The following is a 21756-nucleotide window of genomic DNA, read 5'->3' as shown; positions in this document are numbered from 1 at the left end:
GATGCGGCAGGGGGAAGATGACCTACCGCAAGGCGACCATCGGGGCGATCGCGGCAGCCACGCTTTGGGCGGCTGGCTGCACAGGAGGAGGGGAAGCCCATACGGCTTCGGCTGCCTCATCGGTAAAGAGTGATACGACGCCCGTTCCAGGGACATCGAGCGCGGCTCGCGCCGTAGTACTCCGCGCGCGGGCGTTCGACCGCGCCGATCAGCTGGACAGTGCACGCGCCCTGTATGCAGATGCGGCGAAGCAGGCGCCGCTCATTGGCGACTGGCTATATCTGCGGGCGGCGGGCGTCACCCCTTTGAAGTCGGCCCGTGACGATTATCTCGGAAAGATTCGCACCGACGTGGCGCGGGACAGGGTGCCATCAACCGTGGCGATTGCGATGGAGCGCGGAGGCGATGTGGATGGCGCGATTGCAGCCTACACCGCCGCCAATGATCGCCTTGCCGCGTTGCGGCTTGGTCTGGCGCGGCCGGGAGATACCGCGCGGGTTGCCGCGGCCCGCCGCGGCCTTATCAGTTTTCTCGCGGGCAGCCCGAGTCGTGAAGACGCTCGTGACGCTGCCGCATTGATCGATAAGGTTTTTCCGCGGCGATCTCCGGGAGAAGAACTGGTAATCGCGCGGGCTGCTTTCAATGCCGGGCTGACGGCCCGTGCGATTTCGGGTTTCAACAGGGCCTTTGCGGGGGGACGCGGAACCAGCGCGGACCATTTCTCCAACGGCATGATGCTGGCTCGTGACAACAAGGATGCGGAGGCTGCGGCGGAATACTCCCGTGTCACCGCTCCGCAGTCTCTTGCAGCAGCGGCGCGCTACCAGCGCGCCCGGGCACTGCTGGCGCTCGGCCGACGCGACGACGCGAAAGCCGCGCTGCGCCAGCTCACCACCACCCATGCCACCGACACCAGCGCAGCATCGGCACTCCTTCTCCTGTCCGACCTTGCGACGGATGATCTGCGCGACTCTGACGCGCGTGCCACCTTGCTTACCGTCTCTCAGCGGTTTCCGCAATCGCGGCATGCACCAGTCGCGCTGTTTCGTGCGGGGCTCATCGCATACGTGCGTGGTGACTACGCCGCGGCGTCTGCAGAGTTTGACTCTCTCGTTCGACGATATCCGGCTGGTGAAGACGCCCTGGCGGCCGGTTACTGGAGCGGGAGAGCGTGGAAGCAACGGGGAGATACATCGGCCGCCAATGCGCGGTGGCGTGCAGTTCTGGCTCGCGAGCCAGGCTCCTATTATTCGGTGTTGAGCGCGAAGCGGCTTGGCACCAGCGTGCTCGGCGACAGCAGTGCTGTGATCAGCCGATATCCCGTCATTGCCGATATCTCTGCTGCCATGCAGCGCATCGCGATTCTGAAAGACTTCGGCATGGATACCGAAGCAAAGTTTGAGTACGACCGCATTTTCCGAGACGTAAACAAAACCCCCGAACGGCTGGTTGCGACAGCTCACGCATTGACCGGTACTGACCAGTCGTCGCGGTCGATGGCGCTTGGACGACGGGCGGTGGCTGAAGCGGGCCGCACGGCGCAGAACTATCGGCTGATGTATCCGGTCCTCGAGCGTGAGACGCTGATCGCAAGCTCCCGCGCGAACGGTCTCGATCCGATTCTCGTAGCATCGCTCATCCGCCAGGAATCGAGCTTCAATCCGCGAGCGACATCGCCCGTTGGTGCGCGTGGTCTGATGCAGCTTATGCCGAGCGTTGGCCGATCTCTGGCAGGGTCGCAGCGAATTGCGGGGTACACTGACGAAAGTCTTTACGACCCTGCGGTGAGCATTCGCCTTGGCACTCGGCACCTGAGCTCGCTTTTCCGGGGCGGCAACAGTGTTGAGCGCGTCCTTGCGGCGTACAATGCAGGGGAGTCGCGGGTAACTCGATGGTCACGCAAGGCAGGAACGGCAGATGCGGAGCTTTTTACGGAAAGAATCCCGTTCGTGGAGACCCGGGACTATGTTCGCATCATCGTCCGGAACAGGGCGTTTTACAAAGCTTTGTACGCCTGGTAATCAGATCTATTGCGGGCGCCTTCCGTCGACCCTGACGACCGGTTTCGGTGCCCGTGGATCACCCTTTTTGCCACGCTTCCTAGCCTGCACCTTGTCCATTACCCACGTTCCGGGGATGATGAACAGCGGCGTCAGGAAAATCCCGAGTAACGTATTCAGCCAGATGAGCGCCAGGTAGAATCCGATCAGTCCGAACGAAACCCAGAGTGTGCCCAGCGGACCGTGCGTTTCCATGCGTAACTCCGAAGCGGTGTGATTTAGATTCAAAGTATCATGGAACAGCGCTTCGATGAAGGGCCGGATATTACTCAGATCGCTCGACAGGCACTGGTCGGTCGCGGGCGCCTGTTGCTGGCTGTGTCCGGTGGGCTCGATTCCATGGTGCTTCTCGATGCAGCGGCTCGGGTAGTCAACCGCGGGGATCTGAGAGTGGCGACGTACGACCACGCAACCGGGCCGCATGCAGCGCGTGCCGTGAAACTGGTATTGCGTCGATGCCGCGATCTTGGAATCATGTGCGTGTCGGGGCGAGCGACGAAAGCTGGTACGCGTGAGAGCGAGTGGCGCGCCGCACGGTGGACTTTTCTCCGCGGCGAAGCCGAACTCTCAGGAAGCACAATAGTCACTGCGCACACCCTCGACGATCAGATCGAGACTGTTTTCATCAGGGTTCTTCGCGGGGCCGGGGCACGAGGCCTAGCAGGACTGTACGCAGAGTCGGACATCGTTCGTCCATTTGTCGCGCTCGCGCGTGATTGCATTGCCCGCCATGCAGCGCGATTTGGTGTAACGTGGGTTGACGATCCGTCGAATTTTTCCCGGCTGCATTTGCGGAATCGGGTCCGTCACGATCTGCTCCCCGCGATTGTCAGATTGCGGCCGGATTTTCCTGCTCAGCTCATCGACATTTCCCTCGATGCGGCGCAATGGCGCAGATCGATGGTCTCTCTGGCCGACGCCGTGACCACTGCAGCCGGATCCGACGGTTCGCTCCGCATTGCGAGGGCAGCCCTTGCCGGGTATGATGCGGAGGGGCTGCGGGCGCTCTGGCCATCGCTTGCGGCGAGATCGAATGTGGTTATGGACCGGCGCGGAACTCACCGGCTCGCTGAGTTTACAATGAACGGACAAACCGGTGGGTCAATTCAGCTTTCCGGAGGCATAGAAGTGCGAATGTTCCGCGATCATCTGCTTCTCCGGCGATGGGACACCAGAGGTGTGCAGCGGGCGCGCAATGCGCGGTTGCTCCGGCTCGGAATGCAACTGCCTGCGGCGCTCGAGAGCCTGCGTTGACGGCACCCGCCGCGGCTGACCCGCGCCTTTCCGGACGTGTCCTGCGAAGAGTGGCTTTTGACGAGACAACCATCGCCGATCGCGTGGCTGAACTCGGCGACGAGATCACGAGAGCATATCCGGACGGCGATTTGCTCGTCCTCGGGTTGTTGAAGGGAAGTTTCATTTTCCTGAGCGATCTCGTTCGGCATATAAGGAGGCCGCTGCAGGTCGATTTTCTCGTCGCATCGAGTTACGGTGACGGTACGGAATCGAGCGGGACGGTGCGACTTCTTTACGATCCGGAAACGACCCTCGAGCGCAAGCACATTCTGCTGGTCGAGGATATCGTCGACTCGGGACGCACGCTGAACCGGCTGATGAAACTGCTCCAGGCGCGCAGCCCACGTTCGCTCGAAATTTGCGCGCTGCTACACAAGCGGATTGCCGATGAGTTGGAGCACGACACCAGGTTCATCGGGTTTGATGCGCCCGATGAGTTTCTTGTGGGGTATGGATTGGATCACGCGGAAAATTTCCGCCATTTGCCATATATAGCGAGTTTGCAGTAATGCCATTGTCAATGCCACAAAATTCGAAAGGACCACGAAACTGGGGGAAGCTGTCGAAGACGCTTTCTTTCTGGGTTCTGATCACTTTGCTAGCGGGAATGCTTTTCACTTACACCTCGAGCACCAACGAGGCGGCGCCCAAGATCGAGTATTGGGTATACGATGAACAGCTCGAGGCTAACAACGTTGCGGCCGTTACAATTCAGGCCGGCAGTCAGGTCATCGGCGAATTCAGAAACAAGATCGCGGTGAACCGGCGTTCAATCGGCCGGTTCACTGTGTTGCTGCCGGTCGAGAATTCGGAGGCCGAGGTCGCCCGGTTGCGTGAGAAGAAAGTGCGAATCAGCGCGGAGAAGCAGGGAGCCTCGTTCGCGGGAATCCTCGTGATGCTGCTGCCCTACATTATCATCTTCGGTATCTGGATTTTCCTGCTGCGGCAGATGCAGGCGGGTGGCGCGAAGGCATTTTCCTTCGGCAAATCGAAGGCAAAGCTTCTCACGGCAGATTCGCCGAAGGTCACGTTTGCCGACGTTGCCGGAGCGGACGAAGCCAAGGTCGAGCTTGAAGAAATCATAGAGTTCCTCAAGGATCCTCAGAAGTTCACGAAGCTCGGTGGGCGTCTTCCCAAGGGTGCACTTCTCATCGGTCCCCCCGGAACTGGCAAGACACTTCTCGCGCGCGCTGTTGCCGGAGAGGCGGGGCGCCCGTTTTTCTCGATGTCCGGCTCTGATTTCGTCGAAATGTTTGTTGGCGTCGGCGCCAGCCGGGTGAGAGATCTTTTCGAGCAGGGCAAAGCCAATGCGCCGTGTATCATCTTCATCGACGAAATCGATGCCGTCGGTCGCCATCGCGGCGCTGGCCTCGGTGGGGGTCATGACGAGCGCGAGCAGACTCTCAACCAGTTGCTGGTCGAGATGGATGGATTCGAGTCGAATGAGGGCGTGATCCTGATCGCCGCCACCAACCGGCCGGACGTGCTCGATCCGGCGCTGCTTCGGCCGGGTCGATTCGATCGCCAGATTGTGGTCGACGCGCCCGATCTCCGCGGCCGCGAGGGTATTCTCAAGGTGCACACGCGCAACAAGCCCCTGGCTGATGACGTCAGCATCACGACGCTCGCCCGCGGAACCCCCGGTATGTCGGGTGCTGACCTTGCGAATCTTGTGAACGAAGGCGCGTTGCTCGCTGCACGCCGGAATCATGACAAGGTCTACATGAACGACCTCGAAGATGCGAAGGACAAGGTCATGCTCGGCGCTGAGAGAAAGTCGATGGTGATGAAGGACGAGGAGCGCAAGCTGACCGCGTATCACGAGGGCGGTCATGCTGTCTGCACTGTGATGACTCTCGGCAATGATCCGCTCCACAAGGTGACTATCGTACCGCGAGGTCGCGCACTTGGACTCGCGTTTACGCTTCCCGAGGATGACCGCGTCTCGATCACCCGTGAGCAGCTCGAAGCCCACCTCGTTCGCATGTATGGCGGACGTGTTGCCGAGGAACTGGTTTTTGGCCGCGGGCGAGTTACCACTGGCGCGTCGAGTGACATCCAGCAGGCAACTGGTCTCGCCCGCAGGTACGTGACGCAATGGGGACTTTCCGATGCAATCGGACCTATTCTCGTTGGAGACAACGAACAGGAGCTCTTTCTGGGGCGCGAACTGCAGACCCGAAGAGAAGTTTCCGAGCGCACGGCCCAACTCGTCGACTCTGAAGTTTCGCGCGTGATCAAGGAGGCCTACAACCGCGCGAAGGAGACGCTGACAGAGAATCTCGATCTGCTGCACCGCGTTGCTGCAGCGTTGCTCGACCGCGAGACGCTCACTGGGGAAGATGTGCAGAAGCTCGTGCGTGGGGAGACCCTGCCGCCGAGAATTCATCCGCCTTCGACTCCGGCGGCGCCGGTCAAGGAGCTGCCGGTGGCGCAGCCCAAGCCCGCAAAACCGCCGCTGTTCGGCGGCCCGGAAGTCGCTCCGGCGTGATCGCGCGGCGCAAGCGACAACCGGCCGGCCGGTGAGGCTCTGGCCGGCTGGGACGCTTGCGTGAAGGACAGGGGGATCAACCACAACCGGAGCGGGGGGCAACCGCCGCTCCGATCGCGGTCGCCGCGGTATTGCTTTTCGTTTATGTAGCGACACTCGCCCCAACGGTTACCTATTGGGATTCGGGCGAATTCATTGCCGCCGTAAAAACTCTCGGCATTCCTCACCCGCCTGGAACGCCGCTCTACATACTGATTGCGAACGTCTGGGCGACGCTGGTTTCGCCGTTCGTCGGTTATGCCTACGCAGTGAATCTTCTCTCGGCGGTATCCACCGCCGCGGCGTGCGGTGTTCTTACATGGTTGATGGCGACGTGGACGCGTGATCCGTGGTCGGCGGCTGCGGGGGGGCTTCTCGCAGGGCTGATGTCGAGCGTCTGGCTGAATGCCAATGAAACCGAAGTTTACGCTCCATCGCTTCTTTTTTCCGCGATCCTGCTTTTCGTTGCGAATCGCGGGCGTGAAACGGCAGAGGCGAAGTGGCTGGTGCTGCTTGCTTATCTCATTGGGTTGGGGTGGACGCTCCAGCTTTCCGCACTGGTCGCGGCTCCGGCAGCGATCGTGCTGGCATTCTCAGGCAGACGCCGTTCTTACCATGCCTCAGGCCGCGAACCTGGCCGTGCGATCTGGACCGGCGTGCAAGGCGTCGCGATGATTGCGCTCGGCGCCTCTGCAGTACTGTTCATGCTCGTGCGAGCCAGTCACGATCCGGGCGTGAATCAGGGGAACCCGGATACATGGCGTTCGTTCATCGATGTCGTTACGAGGGCCCAGTATCAGCCCGTTCCGATATTGCCCCGACAGGCGCCGGTGTTTCTTCAGGTCGGCAACCTCTTCGAGTATGCCGATTGGCAAATTGCGCTCGGTCTCGCGTCCGAAGCTCCTCCGTCGTGGCGCCGTACGCCTTTTTCGATCGCGTATGCGCTGCTGGGTGTCGCCGGGTTCGCATGGCACCGGCGTATTCATCGCCCCAGCTGGCTGGGAATGTCGATGGTATTAGCATGCGCGTCACTTGGCATCATTGCGTATCTCAACATGAAGGCCGGCCCTTCCTACGGATACGGCTTTCTGCCGGAGGGTACGAAACGCGAGGCACGGGAGCGCGACTACTTTTTCGCCTTGGCGTTTGCGTGCTGGGGGCTTTGGGCCGGCGCGGGGGCGATGCGGGTTTTTGCCAGGGGCGGCAGCCGTGGCAGGTGGATCGGTGTCGCCGTAGCGATGCTGCCGGCCCTGCTCAATCGGAGTGCCGTCGACAGGTCACGTGTGCCACTCGCCAGTGCAGCCGCTGACAGCGCACGAAGAATTCTGGAACCGGCGCCCGCCCGCGCTGTCGTGTTCGCGTACGGAGACAATGACACCTATCCCGGATGGTTCACGCAGCAGGTGGAAGGCGTGCGGCGCGACGTTACTCTCGTGACAGTACCGCTGCTTGCGGCCAGGTGGTATCGGGCAGAACTGGCCCGACGTGAGCGCCTCCTCGACGCAGAATTCGTCGGTCGGTGGCGCGGGGTGCCGTCCACTATCACCGCGATCTGCACTGCCGCTGCTCGAATGCAAAGACCTGTCATTGCAAGCCCGTTACGCCATGACTCACCTGTCCCTGCGCAATGCGCCGGATGACGTAGCGGTCGAAATCCGGGATACTATTGCACTGCTGAAGGAAGCCTGAATGATTTAAGAGAGAGGGCACGAAGTCGGATTCGACTTCGTGCCCTCTTCTTTTACGCCCGATTACAGTATCGCACCAGGCGACGAGCCTAGTAGCGGTAATGGTCAGACTTGTACGGTCCGTTCATCGGCACACCCAGATACGCTGCCTGATCGTCGGTCAGCCTGGTCAGGACGACACCGAGCTTGTCCAGATGAAGCCGGGCAACTTTTTCATCCAGGTGCTTGGGGAGAGTGTACACCCTGCACTCGTACTTGCCCACATTCTGGTGCAATTCAATCTGGGCCATGACCTGGTTGGTGAAGCTGGCAGACATGACAAAGCTCGGATGCCCCGTGGCGCAGCCGAGGTTGAGCAGGCGACCCTCGGCAAGAATCATCACGCTGTGTCCGTCGGGAAACACATACTCGTCGTATTGCGGCTTGATGTTGACGCGGGTGACGCCCTTCATCTTTTTCAGCCCGGCCATGTCGATTTCGTTGTCGAAGTGACCGATGTTCCCGACAATCGCCTTGTCCTTCATGCGAACCATGTCGCGCGCAGTGATGATGTTCTTGTTGCCGGTAGCGGTAATGAAGATGTCCGCGGTCTCCATGACCGCATCGAGCGTGGTCACCTGATAACCTTCCATAGCTGCCTGTAATGCGCAGATGGGATCGATCTCCGTGATGATCACGCGCGCGCCCTGACCCTTCAACGCCTGTGCGCAACCTTTACCGACATCGCCGTAGCCGCAGATCACCGCCACCTTGCCCGCAAGCATTACGTCTGATGCGCGTAGAATTCCATCCGTCAACGAATGACGGCAGCCATACAGGTTGTCGAACTTGCTCTTGGTTACCGAGTCGTTGACGTTGATGGCGCAGAAAAGCAGCTGTCCGGCTTCCATCATCTGGTAAAGGCGGTGAACGCCGGTGGTGGTTTCCTCAGATACTCCGCGGAGATCCCGTGCCATCGTCGTCCAGCGGGCCGGATTTCTCGCGTATTCGTTCCGCAGAAGATCGAGTATGACGCCGTATTCCTCCGAGTCACGGGCTTCGTCGAAGCCGGGAACCGCACCGGCCTTCTCGAACTCAACGCCCTTGTGCACCAGAAGCGTGGCATCGCCGCCATCATCCAGCAGCAGGGTTGGTCCCGACCCATTGGGCCAGACGAGTGCCTGATCGGTGCACCACCAGTACTCTTCGAGAGTCTCACCCTTCCACGCGAAGACCGGCACGCCCTGCGGATTATCCTGTGTTCCGGATTTTCCGACCACGACTGCCGCGGCTGCATGGTCCTGCGTCGAGAAAATATTGCATGAAACCCACCGAACGTCTGCGCCGAGCTCGACGAGCGTCTCTATGAGTACAGCGGTCTGAACCGTCATGTGAAGCGATCCCATGATCTTCGCACCCGCGAGCGGGTTTTGACCCCGATACTCATCACGGAGCGCCATCAAACCGGGCATTTCATGCTCGGCGAGACGGATCTCGTTACGGCCAAACTCGGCGAGTGAAAGATCGGCGACCTTGAACGCCGGCCGGCCGCTCACGGCGAACCGCCCTTCTGCTGAGTTCTGCATTGTCGCGGTATCCGGAAACTCTGCTACGCTGGTCATGATTTGTTTTTCTGGTGAATGTGTTGGTAGTGATTGCACTTCATGCCGTCAAAGCGAGAACGGCGGGAGCTTCCGCCGCTATGGTGTCGCCGCCGGATGATTCCATGTTTGTCGAGGCGTTCGCCCGGCGCGCCACGGCGGCAAAGAGAGCGGGACCTCTCGCGGCCTCATCGGGCGGCAGCGCTCGATATCGGCTCGCCTCAAAACCAGCAGCCTCGAAGAACGACGTTATCTGGTCTTCGCGAAACCCTCGCCACAGGTGACCCATTTCGTGCAGCAACTCGTCGCGTTCGTGCGGCATCATGTCCACGATCAGTAAGCGGCCACCCGGTTTCAAAACGCGAAAAGCCTCGGATACCGCTGCCGCGGGTTCAGGTATGTAATGGAGCACGAGAAACAGAATGGCTGCGTCGAGTGATGCATCGTCGATGGGCAGCGATTCGAGGCGGCCGGCTCTAACGGCAACGTTCGGCACCCTCGCAAGCCGTTTCTTTGCGGCTGAAATCATCGCCGCGGAGTCGTCGACCGCAATGACATTGCCCACGAAGGGCGCCAGCGACTCGGCAACCTGGCCAGTGCCGCAACCGAGGTCACCAACCGTCCAGTCGTCGTCGAGTAATCCGACGAGGCCAAGGAGGTCAGCGCGTCGCCCGTAGAGCTCGGCGCGCAGGCGGTCCCACTGACCTGCAGCGCTTGAAAAAAACTTCTGCGAACGGGTCCGCCGGTGGGCGAGCACCATCTGGACTCGCCGCGAATCCTGGCTGGCAGCCGGCGTGATGCTGACCTGTTCCCGGACCAGATGCCACAATCGCCGGCTCGGAGGATCAAGCTTTTCTGTAGCCCGGTATCGCCGGCTGGTTCCGTCGGCGCGAGACCCCACCCAGTCGTGGTCAGCCAGGATCTTGAGATGCCGGCTGACGGTGGACTGTGGCAGCTGCAGAACCGACTTCAGTTCGCTGACGGTCAACTCATGCCGGTCGAGGACCAGCAGCATGCGGCTTCTGGTAGAATCGGCCAGCGCCGTCATGCGGTCGAAGAGTGCGATAGTGAGAGAAGGTTGCATCCGTATATCCGGATATAATGATGGTAGGTGCAACGATGCATGTCAAGTGATCAGTCAGGGTGCAGAACCGCCTGGATGCGCTTTGTTTCTGACGCTGATTGAGGCATATTCAACCTATCCTCGTAGTGTCCCCGGCAGCTTCCTCCGAATGACGTTTGAATCCAACATCGCACGGCTCGATCAGATCGTATCGCACCTTGAAACGGAGCGCCTCGACTTGAGCGTTTCCCTCAAGCTGTTCGAGGAAGGAATCGAGTTGCTGCGACTTGCGTCCGATGAGCTAAGCGAGGCGGAGACGCGCGTGAAGGAGCTGGTCGAGCGCGCAGATGGTGTACTGGAGCTGCGGGATTTCGCAGGCTAGGGCGACGGATGTCGCAGCGCGAGATGATCGGGCTACCGTTGAGCTCGAAATCTTGCGACTCATCAGGGGAGAGCTTGCCGCCGTCAGTGGGGGGACCGGTGACGTCGTGCGATATGCTCTGGGAGGCGGCGGGAAGCGGCTTCGCGGAATGCTTGTACTGGCCGCCTACCGTGCCGCGGGCGGCACAGGTGATGCCACGGCACTCGCAGCCTCGGTTGAAATTGTTCACGCCTATTCACTCGTTCATGATGACTTGCCTTGTATGGATGACGACAACATGAGGCGCGGACGTCCGTCCGCTCACATTCAATTCTCAGTGGCCCATGCAACTATTGCAGGCGCCGCCATGATCCCGCTCGCCGCGAGCATGGCGCATCGCGGCGCACGGGATCTTCGGTTGCCCGATGACGCGTGCTGTACGATAGTTAAGGTGTTGATGCAGGCTGCCGGCGGCGGAGGAATGATTGCCGGTCAGCTTCTCGATCTCGAGGGTGAAGGGAAGATGCTGTCGCGTGCGGGGCTCGACGAAGTCCACTCGGCAAAGACCGGGGCGCTCATTGCTGCCTCTGTGCTAATTGGCGGAATCGCGGCCGGCGCGTCCGAATCAGGACTGAAAGCTTTCGAGCGCTATGGAAGTTGCGTCGGACTGTCGTTTCAGATCATGGATGACGTTTTGGACGTCACATCGTCGAGCGACAGACTGGGAAAAACGGCGGGCCGGGATATCGCCCTCGGAAAGAGCACGTATCCCGCGCTTCTGGGCATCGAAGGCGCGGTTGCGGCGGCAGGAACGTTGATTGATGAAGGTCGCGCGGCTCTGCAGGAGAACGGACTGCTCACCTCCGAGCTGGACGGTCTTGCGTGGTTCATAGTTTCGCGCAGTCACTGAGGACATTATTCAACCAATGTCACTTCTGGATGAAATTGGATCTACCGCTGCTTTAAGGGGAATGTCGAGGGACCAGCTTCGCGCTGTCTCCGCCGCGATTCGCGAGCGCATGATCGCTGTCTGCTCGCACACCGGCGGACATATCGGCGCCGGGCTTGGAGTAGTTGAACTTTCTGTTGCGATACACGCGGCGTTCGATACGCCACGTGATCAGGTTGTGTGGGATGTCGGCCACCAGGGCTATCCTCACAAACTCCTGACCGGCCGTAACCGGGGCATGGACACGCTGCGGCAGGAAGACGGGCTATCGGGCTTCCTTAAACGCAACGAGAGCGAGTACGACACATTTGGGGCGGGCCATGCGGCAACGGCGATCTCAGCGGGGCTTGGAATGGCAACGGCCCGAGACATCAATGGCGAAAACTTCAAGGTCGTATCGATACTCGGCGACGGCGCTCTGACCTGCGGACTTGCCTACGAAGGACTGAACAACGCTGGCGCGTCAGGACGTGATTTTGTCGTGATTCTCAATGACAACGAGATGTCCATCGCTCCGAACGTCGGCGCGATGTCGAAGTATCTCACGTCCATCCAGCGCAATCCGTTGTACAATCGCGTTCGGTCGAAGATTGGCTCGGTGATGGATTCAGGGCCCGGCAAGCTTGCCAGTGTTGGCGCGCTCGTTCGGAAGTGGGAAGAAAGCATGAAGGCTTTCCTTACGCCCGGAGTTCTATTCGAAGAATTGGGGTTCCGTTATTTCGGCCCAATCGATGGCCACGATATCGACGTGCTCATGGATACCCTTTCGGCGGTGCGTGATTTTACCGGCCCCCGCTTGATCCATGTCATTACGCAGAAGGGCAAGGGCTTCCCGGCCGGCGATTCGGTCGAAAAATGGCATGCACTTCCTCCCGGACACGATCCGGCGACTGGCAAGCAACTCAAAGTGTCTTCGGCCAATGCCGGCTATACAGCAACGTTCGGAAAAGGGCTGAGCGAGCTGGCGGACGAAAATTCAAAACTGGTCGCCATCACTGCGGCTATGCCGAGTGGCACGGGCACGGGGCTTTTCGCGAGTTCACATCCGGACAGGTTCTTCGATGTAGGTATCGCCGAAGGACATGCCGTGACCTTCGCGGCGGGTCTGGCGACGCGCGGTATTGTGCCGGTGTGCGTCATTTATTCGACATTCCTGCAGCGCGCGTACGACAATGTGATTCATGATGTGGCAATTCAGCACCTGCCTGTTGTTTTCGCGATGGATCGCGCGGGACTGGTGGGAGAGGACGGGCCAACGCACATGGGGCTGTACGACATTGCCTACATGCTCGCTGTTCCGGGGATGACGGTAATGGCACCAAAGAACGGCACCGAGATGCTGGGCCTGCTTCGCACCGCGGTGTCGCACCTCACGGGCCCGTCGTGTCTGCGCTATCCGCGCGACGCGGCTCCTGATATTGCTCCACCGATAACCGAAATAGATGCCGTGGAATACGGGTCGTGGGAAATTATGCGGCGCGGTGCAGGGTCGAGGGATGCTGCCGGCGGCGTTGCGATTCTCGCGGTTGGAACGATGGTGCTGCCCTCGGTCGCGGCGAGTGAGATTCTGGCTCAGGAAGGCATCAGCTCGACTGTTGTCAACTGCAGATTTCTCAAGCCATACGATGAGGCGGTTCTCGACTCACTCGTAAAGGACAACAGATATCTCCTTGTTGTCGAGGAGGGAACGGTCGTCAATGGATTCGGTGCCTACATGGCTTCGGTCGTCGCCAAGCTCGACAGGAAGGTGTGCGTAATCGCTCACGGCGTGCCGGATGAATTCATCGAGCAGGCTTCCCGCGTGAAACAGCTTGCCAGCGCGAGACTCGACGCGGCCGGCATCGCTGCGCGCGTGAAACAGATCAGGCAGACCGACGCGCCGGGTGCGCAACTCCGCGCGGGCTGATGCGGCTCGGAGTAATCGGCCACACGGGATACCAGGCTCTTCCCGAGATACTGCAGACACTTTTTACCACAGCGCCCTCACTTGGCATTGAGCTGCTGTTCGAGCGCGAGCTTCATGAGGTAGCCGGTGCCGGAGAACGCCTCGACGATCCAGGCGGCATCGACGCGCTCCTGACGCTTGGCGGTGACGGAACGTTGCTGCGCGGGGCCAGATTCCTCGCTGGCAAGCCTGTCCCAGTGCTCGGCGTAAACCTCGGCCGACTGGGATTCCTCACCACCTGCCGGAGCGGCGATCTCGATGAAGCTCTGCGGCTGCTGGCTTCGAACCGGTACGAGGCGCAGGCGAGGATGACCATTAGCGGAAGTGCGGTGGACGCCAGCGGAGCCGTTCGCCAGAGCTGGCTGGCGCTCAATGATTTCGTGCTGCACAAGGGAGGTTTTGCGCGGGTCGTGCGGCTGGCGATATCAGTGAACGGTGACTCCATCGGCACGTACGCGGCCGATGGTATCATCATTTCCACACCCACCGGCTCGACAGCATACAGTCTCTCGGCCGGCGGGCCAATTGTGGTACCCACCGTTGAGTCCATAATTCTCACGCCCATATCGGCGCATACTCTGGCGGTCCGGCCACTCGTCATCGGCCCCGATGCCGAGATATCGGTCGAGACCGACGAAGGATCGGAGGAGCTGCTTGTCACGGTCGACGGGCAGGTGGGAACTCATCTGGTGGCAGGCGAGAAGCTCATCGTGAAGCGGGGCGAACATCCAGTGCTGATCGTGCGATTGCCGGGAGCGAGCTTTTTCGAACGGTTGCGCGTAAAACTTGGATGGGGAGGATTGCCGGAGCGGGATGAACCGCGGCAATGCTGACCGAGCTCCGGATCACAAATTTCGCGATCATAGAATCCCTGACGCTGCCACTGGCCGGTGGCTTCAACGTTCTTTCGGGCGAGACTGGCGCCGGGAAGTCGATCATCGTTGGTGCCCTCGGCTTTCTGCTCGGAGAGCGTGGCAACGCGGACCTCATTCGCACGGGGGCTTTGAAGGCGACGGTTGAAGGGGTGTTCGATATCTCGGCGTCGGCCACCATCGCGACGATGGCCGACGAACGCGGCATTGACGCCGATGACGGAACGATGGTGTTGAAACGGGAAATATCCGCCCAGGGACGTGGGCGGTCCTGGGCCAACGGTTCGCCCGTGACCGCTACTCTGCTCGGTGAAATTGGGCGCTCGCTCGTGAATCTTCACGGTCAGCACGAGGCGCAGACGCTCCTCGATGGGGAATCGCAGCGTCAGATACTCGACGCCTTTGGCGGAGCGGCCGCCCAGGCGGGGAAGGTTCGCGCTGCCTACGCCGAACTATCTGCTATTCGACAGAAAAAAAAGCTGCTTTCGTCGCGCCGTGCCGACGCGGAAAAAAGAGCTGACTACCTTGCCCACGTTGCGCGGGAAATCGAAGATGCGCATTTGATCGCTGGTGAGGATACTCGACTGGAGGATGAAGCTCGTGTGCTCGAAAATGCAGACGAGCTGAGGAATCTGGCCGACGGTATCGGGCGCTCGTTGAACGCGGACGACGAGGGCGTGATTGACCGGCTCAGAACAGTCGGCCGCTCACTCAGCGCGGTGGAGCGTTTCGACCCGTCAGCGGCCAGACTGCGGGAGTTGTTCGATGCAGGCTTTTATGCCCTGGATGAACTGGGGCGTGCAATCGACGATTATTCGCACTCGGTGGATCTCGATCCGGAGCGGCTCGAGGCCACACGGCGCCGTCGAGACCTGATCTACTCGCTGGTAAAGAAATACGGGCCCACGCTCGACGAAGTTGTCGAGATGGGGCGGAGGTCACGAGCAGAGCTCGAGCTGGTGAGCTCGGCATCGTTCGACCTTGCTCAACTTGCTCAGCAGGAGTCGGCGGCTGCGGAGTGCCTTCGCTGCGACGCGGCCCAGCTGTCGGCGATGCGGAGCGCCGCCTCATTGAAGCTTGCAGCGGCGGTCGACGTGGTTCTCCCTGAACTCGGAATGGGCGTCGGCCGGTTCAGTGTCTTGCTGCATGGCAAGCCCATGTGTGATGCGGAGGGCGCCGAGGACATCGAGTTCAGGGTGGCACTCAATGTCGGGTACGAGTCAAGGCCGTTAGCGAGAGTTGCATCGGGCGGTGAACTGTCGCGGGTAATGCTTGCGCTGAAGACTATTCTGGCGCGAGCGGATGAGGTACCAACGCTGGTATTCGACGAAGTCGATGCAGGCATTGGCGGAACCGTCGGTCTGCAGGTGGGCGACACTCTTCGACGCGTCGCCGAGCATCATCAGGTTTTTGCGATCTCGCACTTGCCGCAGATCGCAGCTCGTGCGCACACGCATATAGTGGTTGCGAAAGCTTCCAGGGGAGGAGTGACAACAGCCGACATAACCGTTCTGGAAGGGCCAGCGCGCGTCGTCGAGATTGCGCGGATGCTCGGTGGTGATCCGGAGAGCAAGCTGAGCCGCGCTCACGCAAGGGAGCTGCTCGAGACTGCGGCGGCACGATGATCATACCCGCGCCGCAGATTCCCTGGCAGGTCACCGGAAACCACTGGTTGACGTTGCCTTGCATCCATCCGGCAGATGCGTCGATTCATCTGGTTGGCGTCGTACACGCGGGCGCGAGAGGCGCGGTGGAATTTGCCGGGGGCGTCGGCTATGCGGATGGCAACGCCGATCCGCTGGCGAGAATTGTACTCGTAATTGACGGCGTTCGGCATACGTTGGGCGCTACGGGACTCGCGTGGGAGCGTGAGCTGGGATGGCTTCCCACATTCAGCTGCAGGATTGGGGACGTTGCAATCCGTGGCACCATCTGCGCCCCTCACGGCCCGGATGCGGATATTGCCGGTGCAATTGTGGCGATAAGCATTGAGAACAGGGCGTCCACTTCTACGAGTATCCAGCTTGCGATTGAAGGCACACTGGGCCATCGCCAGTTGCGCGTCCGGACCCCCGGCGTGTTCAAGGACTCCCACAGAGTTACCGGTATCGCAGCGGGTGTGGTGATCGATGGCGACAGCGCTGTGAGCCATCTCGCGGTCGCCATCGGCGGTTCGGATGATTCTGTTGTCAGCGTCAAGCACGGCGACTTGCCGTCGTGGACGATCGAGAGCGGTTTCACCATAGATGCAGGTGAAATGCGCGAGGAGGCGTTCTTCGTTGCCGCCGGTTCCGAACGGGACGGCGCGACGGCGACACTTGGCGCTCTCAAGAGGCGGGGATGGCGCAAGCTCCTGGACGCAACACGCGGAGCACTCCGGGTGATGGAGCCCTCCACAGGCTCGGTGACAGCGGACCGTCTGATAGCGCGCAACATGTTCTTCGCCTACTTCTGTGCTGTGGCGCGCGCTCTCGACGACGCGCATGTATATGTCGTAAGGAGCAGGCTGCCGTGGAACGGGCGGGGCATGACGGTTCGCGACTGGGATGCACTGATGTGGGTGCTTCCTGCGATTCAGCTGGCCGATGCCGGTCTTGCGAGGGAAGTTCTGCTGAGGATATGCGAGCTTCACGGCCATTCGCCCGGCGGGGGTGTTCATTATCTCGACGGTTCGGTATTCGAGGCCGGCTTCTCACTCGAGGGTGCGGCTGCTTTCCCCATCGCGGTCGATGCCTATATCGTGAACACCGGCGATGACAAAGTCGTGGAAGATCCGGTTCTCGCAGACTCCCTGTACGGCGCGCAGGAAGATATCGGGGCGCGCCGCGACAGCCGGCTTTCTCTGTACTCGACTGAGGTCAATCCGGACGGGACAGTTCCGTCGAAGCCGTGCACTGCTCACGGCAACGCCGTCGTAGCGCTGGCACTGGATATCCTCCGCCATACGCTCGACGAAAAAACTGCAGAAAAAATTCCTGATTCGGCGGCGATCCGCGCCGCGACGCTTCGCCAGTTTTCGGACGCCGCGCAGCCCAAGCATGCATTTGCGGCGGCTTCCGATTTAGCGGGAAGTGTTTCGCTGACCGATGAGCCGGGCGCGTCATTGTATTGGCTCCCATATTATGACCTCGTGAGCCGCGACGATTCTGCGTACAGGCGGACTGCGAAGCGGCTTGATGCCGAGGCCCCTGATGCGCTGGTGGTTCGTTGTGCGCGGCTGGTGGGTGTGGATAGTTCGGCCGCGCTCGACTGGCTACGTCGCGCCCCGCTCGATGGGGGCATTGCAGCAGAGTTTGTGGATGCCGAAGGACGGGCTACCGGGAATGGGGGCGATGCTGCATTGTCGGGCCTGCTCGCCTACACGGTCTGGTACGCCATTCACGCCCTCGGAGCAAAACTGTAGCACCGAGGGCGGGGGCGCATTGTAGGGCTGCGGTTTACGTAATCTGGGCCGGCCTTTATTCGAGCCTAATCAATGCTCCTGCGAAAAGTTTATGCCCACCGCAGTCAGCGAGGTTCCGCTGATGGTTCCCGTCAGGTAAGGACTGATCGTTCTTGACGAAGCAAACGCACCAACAAACCTGAAAGTGAGGCCGTTGTCAGTTGTGAAGTTGAATGAAACGGATGTGCCGTTGGCCGTGCCGGTGAGAGACACAACCAGCACATCGCACAGGCTCGGCGCAGGCCGGTTGGCTGGTCTGCAGGTAGAGCCGCCGAGCACCGCCCTGCCTGCTTCACTCACAGCCGTGAGTCTGCAATCGACATCGTTCAGCCCGCAGGAAGCGTTTCGGCTGAGAACAGTCCCCGTCTGATCGATCGGGAGGTGCCAGTGGACCTCGACGCAGGCATCGTTTCCACTCCAGTGAGCACCGTTGAGCGTTCTCGCAACTCCTGACCCGGCGGTCGGCGTGAAGCACGATGTGTATTGCGAGGCTACCCGGTTGCCCGCCATGTCCCTCACGCCGGTGGTAATCGTTACCGCGTAGCTCACATAATTCCGGTAGGGCAATGTCGCCGTAAAAATCGCTGTGTTCGTTGCAGCGTCGTACGATCGAATGCCATTAATCACAACCGAGCCAGTAGGCGAAAACGACTTGATGGTAAAGGTCGAGTCCGTCAGTGTAGCCGGATTGATCGGCTCGCTGAACGTGACGCGGACGGCCGTTGTCGCACTGACGTCCGAGGCCCGGTTGACAGGGGACGATGTCATCACGGAAGGCGATGTGACGTCGGGCCCGGTCGGCACGGGCGGGCCCGAAACGTCCTTACACGCGCCAATCGCCAGCGCCGGGCACACGAGCAGGAGACCGGTAACGCCCGATCGGCGAAGGACAGATAGCCAGGGTTTTCGCATTTTTTAATGATAATGTGTCGCGCAGAATCCGTGCAGAGCCTTTGCTTGAATGGAGTTCAGAGCGTAAATAGCTTCCAGTCGTCGCTCGGGTGGCGAAACCGGTAGACGCAAGGGACTTAAAATCCCTCGGCTGAAAGGCCATGCGGGTTCGAGCCCCGCCCCGAGCATTTCATAGGTAAAATCCACCAAAAACGACGATTATGAAAAGGCTGACTGTCGTTGAGCCGTGGCGGGACTTGTAGCGGGGTTATTCAGGATTTAGCCCGAGACGTTCCAAGATTGGGGTAAGTGGCGCGAGGTGGGCGCGTACTCGTTCGGCATCCGCCCCAATAAAGCGAATGGCGTCTCCGTGGGCGTATAAATCGAATAAGGACTTCGGACCGTGCCCCATGTACGCCGAGCAGTTGGATCGCACTACCCCGGCATTTTCAAGCAGGCGGGCGAAAGTTCGGCGCAGGTCATAAGGGCGAACCGGAAGACCAGAAGTATTGGCGATTTTTGTTAGCCGCCGCCGGAAAGCGTCCGCAGTGAAATTATCCGGCTGCCACGGTTTGACGAGGCGCAGAATGGGGCGATCCCTCCCTTTGCGCTTTTCACCGTGGACATAAATCAGCTGTGGGCTGTCTTCCCAAAACCCCCAATATTCTGTGATGCCCATTCCGGTGAGCGCCATGGACAACACTGCGCGCGCGCTGTCGTCGTCGCTCGCTTCAGCCAGCTTCACTAACTCAGAAACTTCGAGTGGGTACCGCTTGCGTTGGCTGAGTGGTCTCTCTTTGTAACGCCGTGTATTTGTGATCTCCTTCCAGAGCAACGATTGTCGCCCGCCGTTGTCGCGGGCGAAAGCCTGGCACGCAGCCCGGACCCGATTGAAAGTCGTAATTCCTAACGTATAATCCCGATATTCTGCGAGAAGCTTGGGTAGTTCGATTACGGGACGTGCGAGGTTGTTGGCAGTTGCGACTTCGTCAAGCTCAAGCCGCGTCGGATCGTATTCCGCAGGGACTTTACGGGTGGTGAGCTGTCGCAGCCGGCGCGCAAGATCATCGGCATGAACCTCCGAAATGTCGTTGCCTACGCGAAACTGGCCCAGCCATTCGCCCCACGCGACGGAGATTGGTCGCGCAAGTTCTGGTGAGGGAATGCCCTCCATACCCATTTTCTTGTGTGCTTCCAAGGCCGCAAGCATCGACAGTCTGCCCGCTTTGATTTCTCGCAAGTATCCCAAATGCCCGTGTTCGTATAAAGCCGTGAGCGTTTGCGAGATTTGTCGAAATACAACGAGAGAGTTTGTACCTGTGTGTCGATTTATTCGACCCACATCCCGGAACACCCGGTCTATTTTTAGACTCCCTCGGCCGTTGGTGTTTCGATGACCTGCCGCGCCGGACCAGGGTGCGGGTCGGCTTTTCTTCTTTGGCATCCACTAAACAACAAATCGACAGGCGGGGAAGTCAAGCAACTTCAGTCGTCATGGCTGTTTTGTCCGGGTCGATCCGGAGCCCCAGAAGGCACAGCGCGGGGCGAAAAACGGGCAACCGGAAGCAGGTGGGAAAAGCAGCGAAACACCCCAGACCCCAAGACTAATATAGGAAGCCTACTATTTCCCTCTACGGCCAGGTATCGCCCGTGATACCACTTGGTATCTGTGGTGATACAAAGGAGAATGTGGCTTTTTTCGGATGGCCATCGGTATAGGCCCCGCCCGTAGAGTTGATCCATATCGGCGGAGACTTTTTGTTTCTCTCGCTCGTACTCCTCGATTTCATTTTGGAGGGCTGCGTTTTCCTTGTCATCGCCAAAAGCGAAAATGTCGGGATTGAGCCAGTACCGTTTCCGTTTTCCAGGCATCCATGGGAGAGCGTTCGGCTTGACCGGCGGAACTACGAGGTAGGTTGCGTCGATGAGCCAGCGGATGGCACGGGAAACATTGGGTCGTTTCATATTCACGGCATCCGCGATCTCGTGATGTCTTACGTCGACACTGTTGTTCCAATCACAGGTTGCTAGCAGGTAATCAAGAACAGTACGCGCCGACCGGGGCGGCGGGTTAATCGCCATTTCGTAAAGCTCCTTCCGAGAAACGCGTACAAAATATCCGATGGATCTGGCGCGTTTTTGACGCGGCGCTCGCAGTTCAAGGCTCGATTTTAAGAACTCTCCAGTCTTTAGGTCCTCAATCCACACAGCCGTTTCGGGCTTTACGTCTAAGCCTCGTTTCCGCTCAGCGATCCTTTCGCGCACTTCTTCCGGATCGTCGCCCATGCCTTGAACGGCATTCAAGATTGTTCCGATTACACCGTCACGGATTTCGCTGGCTCGGGGGTGTCTTTGACTTGTATCATCCATGCGTTGCCGCCTCCAATCGGCATTTCTCGAGGGCGAGACCCGAGCGACGAGCAAAAGTAAAGAGCCGCCGAATGGTTCGGCGGCTCTTTCACTATGCGAGGCTTTTATTGGCACCCACAAGTCTGCCACTCGGTCGAGCTGAGGGCAGGGTCAGGCTCGTCTACAGTCGGGGGCCCTTTCGCTTATCCCTTGCCGGAGGAGAGGCCGCCCGGCGTGGAGGCGGAGCATAGTCCGGACGGTTTCGTTCGCGTGCCTTCTCGATCGCGTCAAGTCGCGCACGAATGCGGTGAACCCGGCGCTCGTCTGGTGACATCCGCGCAACCTTCTCGGCTTGAAACGCATGCCATTGTCGCCCGATACTACGCTGCGCAATGCGCGAAACTTCTGGCAGGAGTCCAGACATTATCCCCCACCAATGCGCCGACGCAGCTTCTGAAGCGGGTGGCGGGACTGGATACGTGTATGCCACTGCGCCCGCCACCGCAGAACCATCGGGGAACTCTGTCGGCGGGTGAACAACCACGTTGACACCAGCGGGTAGGTTAGCAGCCATAACGATCTCTACCGCCCGAGCAAACTCCTCCCAAATGAATTCGCGGTCCTTCGTGTCCATTTCATCGCCTGGGTGAACGCTTAGTCGCCATGAGTCCGGGTCACTCTCAGCGTACAGAACCGGCAGGGTTTCGTCGGGATTTCGTTCAGCGTCGGG

The 21756-nt window shown here is 60.0% G+C and carries 17 protein-coding genes and 1 tRNA gene; 12 read left to right on the top strand and 6 right to left on the bottom strand.

Annotation, left to right across the window (positions count from 1 at the left end; translation table 11 throughout):
- Window positions 1-17: 17 nt before the first annotated feature.
- Entirely contained in the window at window positions 18-2021 is a 2004-nt protein-coding gene (locus WKF55_03655) for a transglycosylase SLT domain-containing protein (GenBank protein ID MEJ7758672.1), read from the top strand.
- Between the two features lie 6 nt (window positions 2022-2027).
- Here WKF55_03655 and WKF55_03650 read toward each other — a convergent pair whose 3' ends face one another.
- A complete protein-coding gene (locus WKF55_03650) occupies window positions 2028-2255 on the bottom strand; it encodes a hypothetical protein (GenBank protein MEJ7758671.1) in 228 nt (75 codons plus the stop codon).
- A gap of 39 nt (window positions 2256-2294) precedes the next feature.
- On the opposite strand from WKF55_03650, the gene tilS reads away from it, so the two are divergent.
- From tilS to WKF55_03630, 4 genes are read left to right on the top strand one after another with little or no spacing between them, the layout of a single operon-like run.
- Entirely contained in the window at window positions 2295-3314 is a 1020-nt protein-coding gene (gene tilS / locus WKF55_03645) for a tRNA lysidine(34) synthetase TilS (protein MEJ7758670.1), read from the top strand.
- Entirely contained in the window at window positions 3311-3865 is a 555-nt protein-coding gene (gene hpt, locus WKF55_03640) for a hypoxanthine phosphoribosyltransferase (GenBank protein ID MEJ7758669.1), read from the top strand. Before tilS ends, hpt begins: the two co-directional genes overlap by 4 nt.
- A gap of 11 nt (window positions 3866-3876) precedes the next feature.
- The gene (gene ftsH / locus WKF55_03635; protein ID MEJ7758668.1) at window positions 3877-5847 is read left to right on the top strand and encodes an ATP-dependent zinc metalloprotease FtsH; all 1971 of its coding nucleotides are present in this window, start codon (window positions 3877-3879) and stop codon (window positions 5845-5847) included.
- 56 nt (window positions 5848-5903) lie between these two features.
- Entirely contained in the window at window positions 5904-7526 is a 1623-nt protein-coding gene (locus WKF55_03630; protein MEJ7758667.1) for a DUF2723 domain-containing protein, read from the top strand.
- A 137-nt stretch (window positions 7527-7663) separates the two neighbouring features.
- Here WKF55_03630 and ahcY read toward each other — a convergent pair whose 3' ends face one another.
- Both ahcY and WKF55_03620 read right to left on the bottom strand, forming a co-directional pair.
- Complete coding sequence (ahcY, locus tag WKF55_03625) at window positions 7664-9175, bottom strand: adenosylhomocysteinase (protein MEJ7758666.1); 1512 nt, start codon at window positions 9173-9175, stop codon at window positions 7664-7666.
- 40 nt (window positions 9176-9215) lie between these two features.
- The gene (locus WKF55_03620; protein MEJ7758665.1) at window positions 9216-10238 is read right to left on the bottom strand and encodes a metalloregulator ArsR/SmtB family transcription factor; all 1023 of its coding nucleotides are present in this window, start codon (window positions 10236-10238) and stop codon (window positions 9216-9218) included.
- Window positions 10239-10386: 148 nt separating this feature from the next.
- On the opposite strand from WKF55_03620, the gene xseB reads away from it, so the two are divergent.
- The 6 genes from xseB to WKF55_03590 are packed head-to-tail and all read left to right on the top strand — an operon-like array spanning window position 10387 to window position 17747.
- The gene (gene xseB, locus WKF55_03615) at window positions 10387-10599 is read left to right on the top strand and encodes an exodeoxyribonuclease VII small subunit (protein ID MEJ7758664.1); all 213 of its coding nucleotides are present in this window, start codon (window positions 10387-10389) and stop codon (window positions 10597-10599) included.
- A 52-nt stretch (window positions 10600-10651) separates the two neighbouring features.
- The gene (locus WKF55_03610; GenBank protein ID MEJ7758663.1) at window positions 10652-11488 is read left to right on the top strand and encodes a polyprenyl synthetase family protein; all 837 of its coding nucleotides are present in this window, start codon (window positions 10652-10654) and stop codon (window positions 11486-11488) included.
- A 16-nt stretch (window positions 11489-11504) separates the two neighbouring features.
- A complete protein-coding gene (gene dxs / locus WKF55_03605; GenBank protein ID MEJ7758662.1) occupies window positions 11505-13433 on the top strand; it encodes a 1-deoxy-D-xylulose-5-phosphate synthase in 1929 nt (642 codons plus the stop codon).
- Window positions 13433-14305: an NAD(+)/NADH kinase gene (locus tag WKF55_03600; protein ID MEJ7758661.1), complete on the top strand. Its 873-nt coding sequence runs from the start codon at window positions 13433-13435 to the stop codon at window positions 14303-14305. The genes dxs and WKF55_03600 overlap by 1 nt, the downstream gene beginning before the upstream one ends.
- Complete coding sequence (gene recN, locus WKF55_03595; GenBank protein MEJ7758660.1) at window positions 14299-15969, top strand: DNA repair protein RecN; 1671 nt, start codon at window positions 14299-14301, stop codon at window positions 15967-15969. The genes WKF55_03600 and recN overlap by 7 nt, the downstream gene beginning before the upstream one ends.
- Entirely contained in the window at window positions 15966-17747 is a 1782-nt protein-coding gene (locus WKF55_03590) for a hypothetical protein (protein ID MEJ7758659.1), read from the top strand. The genes recN and WKF55_03590 overlap by 4 nt, the downstream gene beginning before the upstream one ends.
- A 69-nt stretch (window positions 17748-17816) precedes the next feature.
- On the opposite strand, the gene WKF55_03585 is transcribed toward WKF55_03590, so the two are convergent.
- Window positions 17817-18698: an Ig-like domain-containing protein gene (locus tag WKF55_03585; protein ID MEJ7758658.1), complete on the bottom strand. Its 882-nt coding sequence runs from the start codon at window positions 18696-18698 to the stop codon at window positions 17817-17819.
- A gap of 83 nt (window positions 18699-18781) precedes the next feature.
- Between WKF55_03585 and WKF55_03580 the strand changes: the two genes are divergently transcribed.
- Window positions 18782-18865, top strand: a tRNA-Leu gene (locus WKF55_03580).
- Between the two features lie 80 nt (window positions 18866-18945).
- Here the strand turns inward: WKF55_03580 and WKF55_03575 are convergent.
- Window positions 18946-19917: a hypothetical protein gene (locus tag WKF55_03575; GenBank protein ID MEJ7758657.1), complete on the bottom strand. Its 972-nt coding sequence runs from the start codon at window positions 19915-19917 to the stop codon at window positions 18946-18948.
- 245 nt (window positions 19918-20162) lie between these two features.
- Window positions 20163-21047, bottom strand: coding sequence for a hypothetical protein (locus WKF55_03570; GenBank protein ID MEJ7758656.1), 885 nt, complete (start codon window positions 21045-21047; stop codon window positions 20163-20165).
- Window positions 21048-21756: the final 709 nt, after the last annotated feature.

Source organism: Gemmatimonadaceae bacterium (assembly GCA_037721215.1).
Classification (GTDB): domain Bacteria; phylum Gemmatimonadota; class Gemmatimonadetes; order Gemmatimonadales; family Gemmatimonadaceae; genus UBA4720.
This window is presented reverse-complemented; position numbering and strand designations above follow the sequence as displayed.

What these genes read in the sequence shown, in the direction of transcription:
- WKF55_03655 (MEJ7758672.1), top strand. Translation starts at nt 18, where the DNA reads ATGACCTACCGCAAGGCGACCATCGGGGCGATCGCGGCAGCCACGCTT.
- WKF55_03650 (MEJ7758671.1), bottom strand. Translation starts at nt 2,255, where the DNA reads ATGGAAACGCACGGTCCGCTGGGCACACTCTGGGTTTCGTTCGGACTG.
- tilS (MEJ7758670.1), top strand. Translation starts at nt 2,295, where the DNA reads ATGGAACAGCGCTTCGATGAAGGGCCGGATATTACTCAGATCGCTCGA.
- ftsH (MEJ7758668.1), top strand. Translation starts at nt 3,877, where the DNA reads ATGCCACAAAATTCGAAAGGACCACGAAACTGGGGGAAGCTGTCGAAG.
- ahcY (MEJ7758666.1), bottom strand. Translation starts at nt 9,175, where the DNA reads ATGACCAGCGTAGCAGAGTTTCCGGATACCGCGACAATGCAGAACTCA.
- WKF55_03620 (MEJ7758665.1), bottom strand. Translation starts at nt 10,238, where the DNA reads ATGCAACCTTCTCTCACTATCGCACTCTTCGACCGCATGACGGCGCTG.
- xseB (MEJ7758664.1), top strand. Translation starts at nt 10,387, where the DNA reads ATGACGTTTGAATCCAACATCGCACGGCTCGATCAGATCGTATCGCAC.
- dxs (MEJ7758662.1), top strand. Translation starts at nt 11,505, where the DNA reads ATGTCACTTCTGGATGAAATTGGATCTACCGCTGCTTTAAGGGGAATG.
- WKF55_03600 (MEJ7758661.1), top strand. Translation starts at nt 13,433, where the DNA reads ATGCGGCTCGGAGTAATCGGCCACACGGGATACCAGGCTCTTCCCGAG.
- recN (MEJ7758660.1), top strand. Translation starts at nt 14,299, where the DNA reads ATGCTGACCGAGCTCCGGATCACAAATTTCGCGATCATAGAATCCCTG.
- WKF55_03590 (MEJ7758659.1), top strand. Translation starts at nt 15,966, where the DNA reads ATGATCATACCCGCGCCGCAGATTCCCTGGCAGGTCACCGGAAACCAC.
- WKF55_03585 (MEJ7758658.1), bottom strand. Translation starts at nt 18,698, where the DNA reads ATGCGAAAACCCTGGCTATCTGTCCTTCGCCGATCGGGCGTTACCGGT.
- WKF55_03570 (MEJ7758656.1), bottom strand. Translation starts at nt 21,047, where the DNA reads ATGGATGATACAAGTCAAAGACACCCCCGAGCCAGCGAAATCCGTGAC.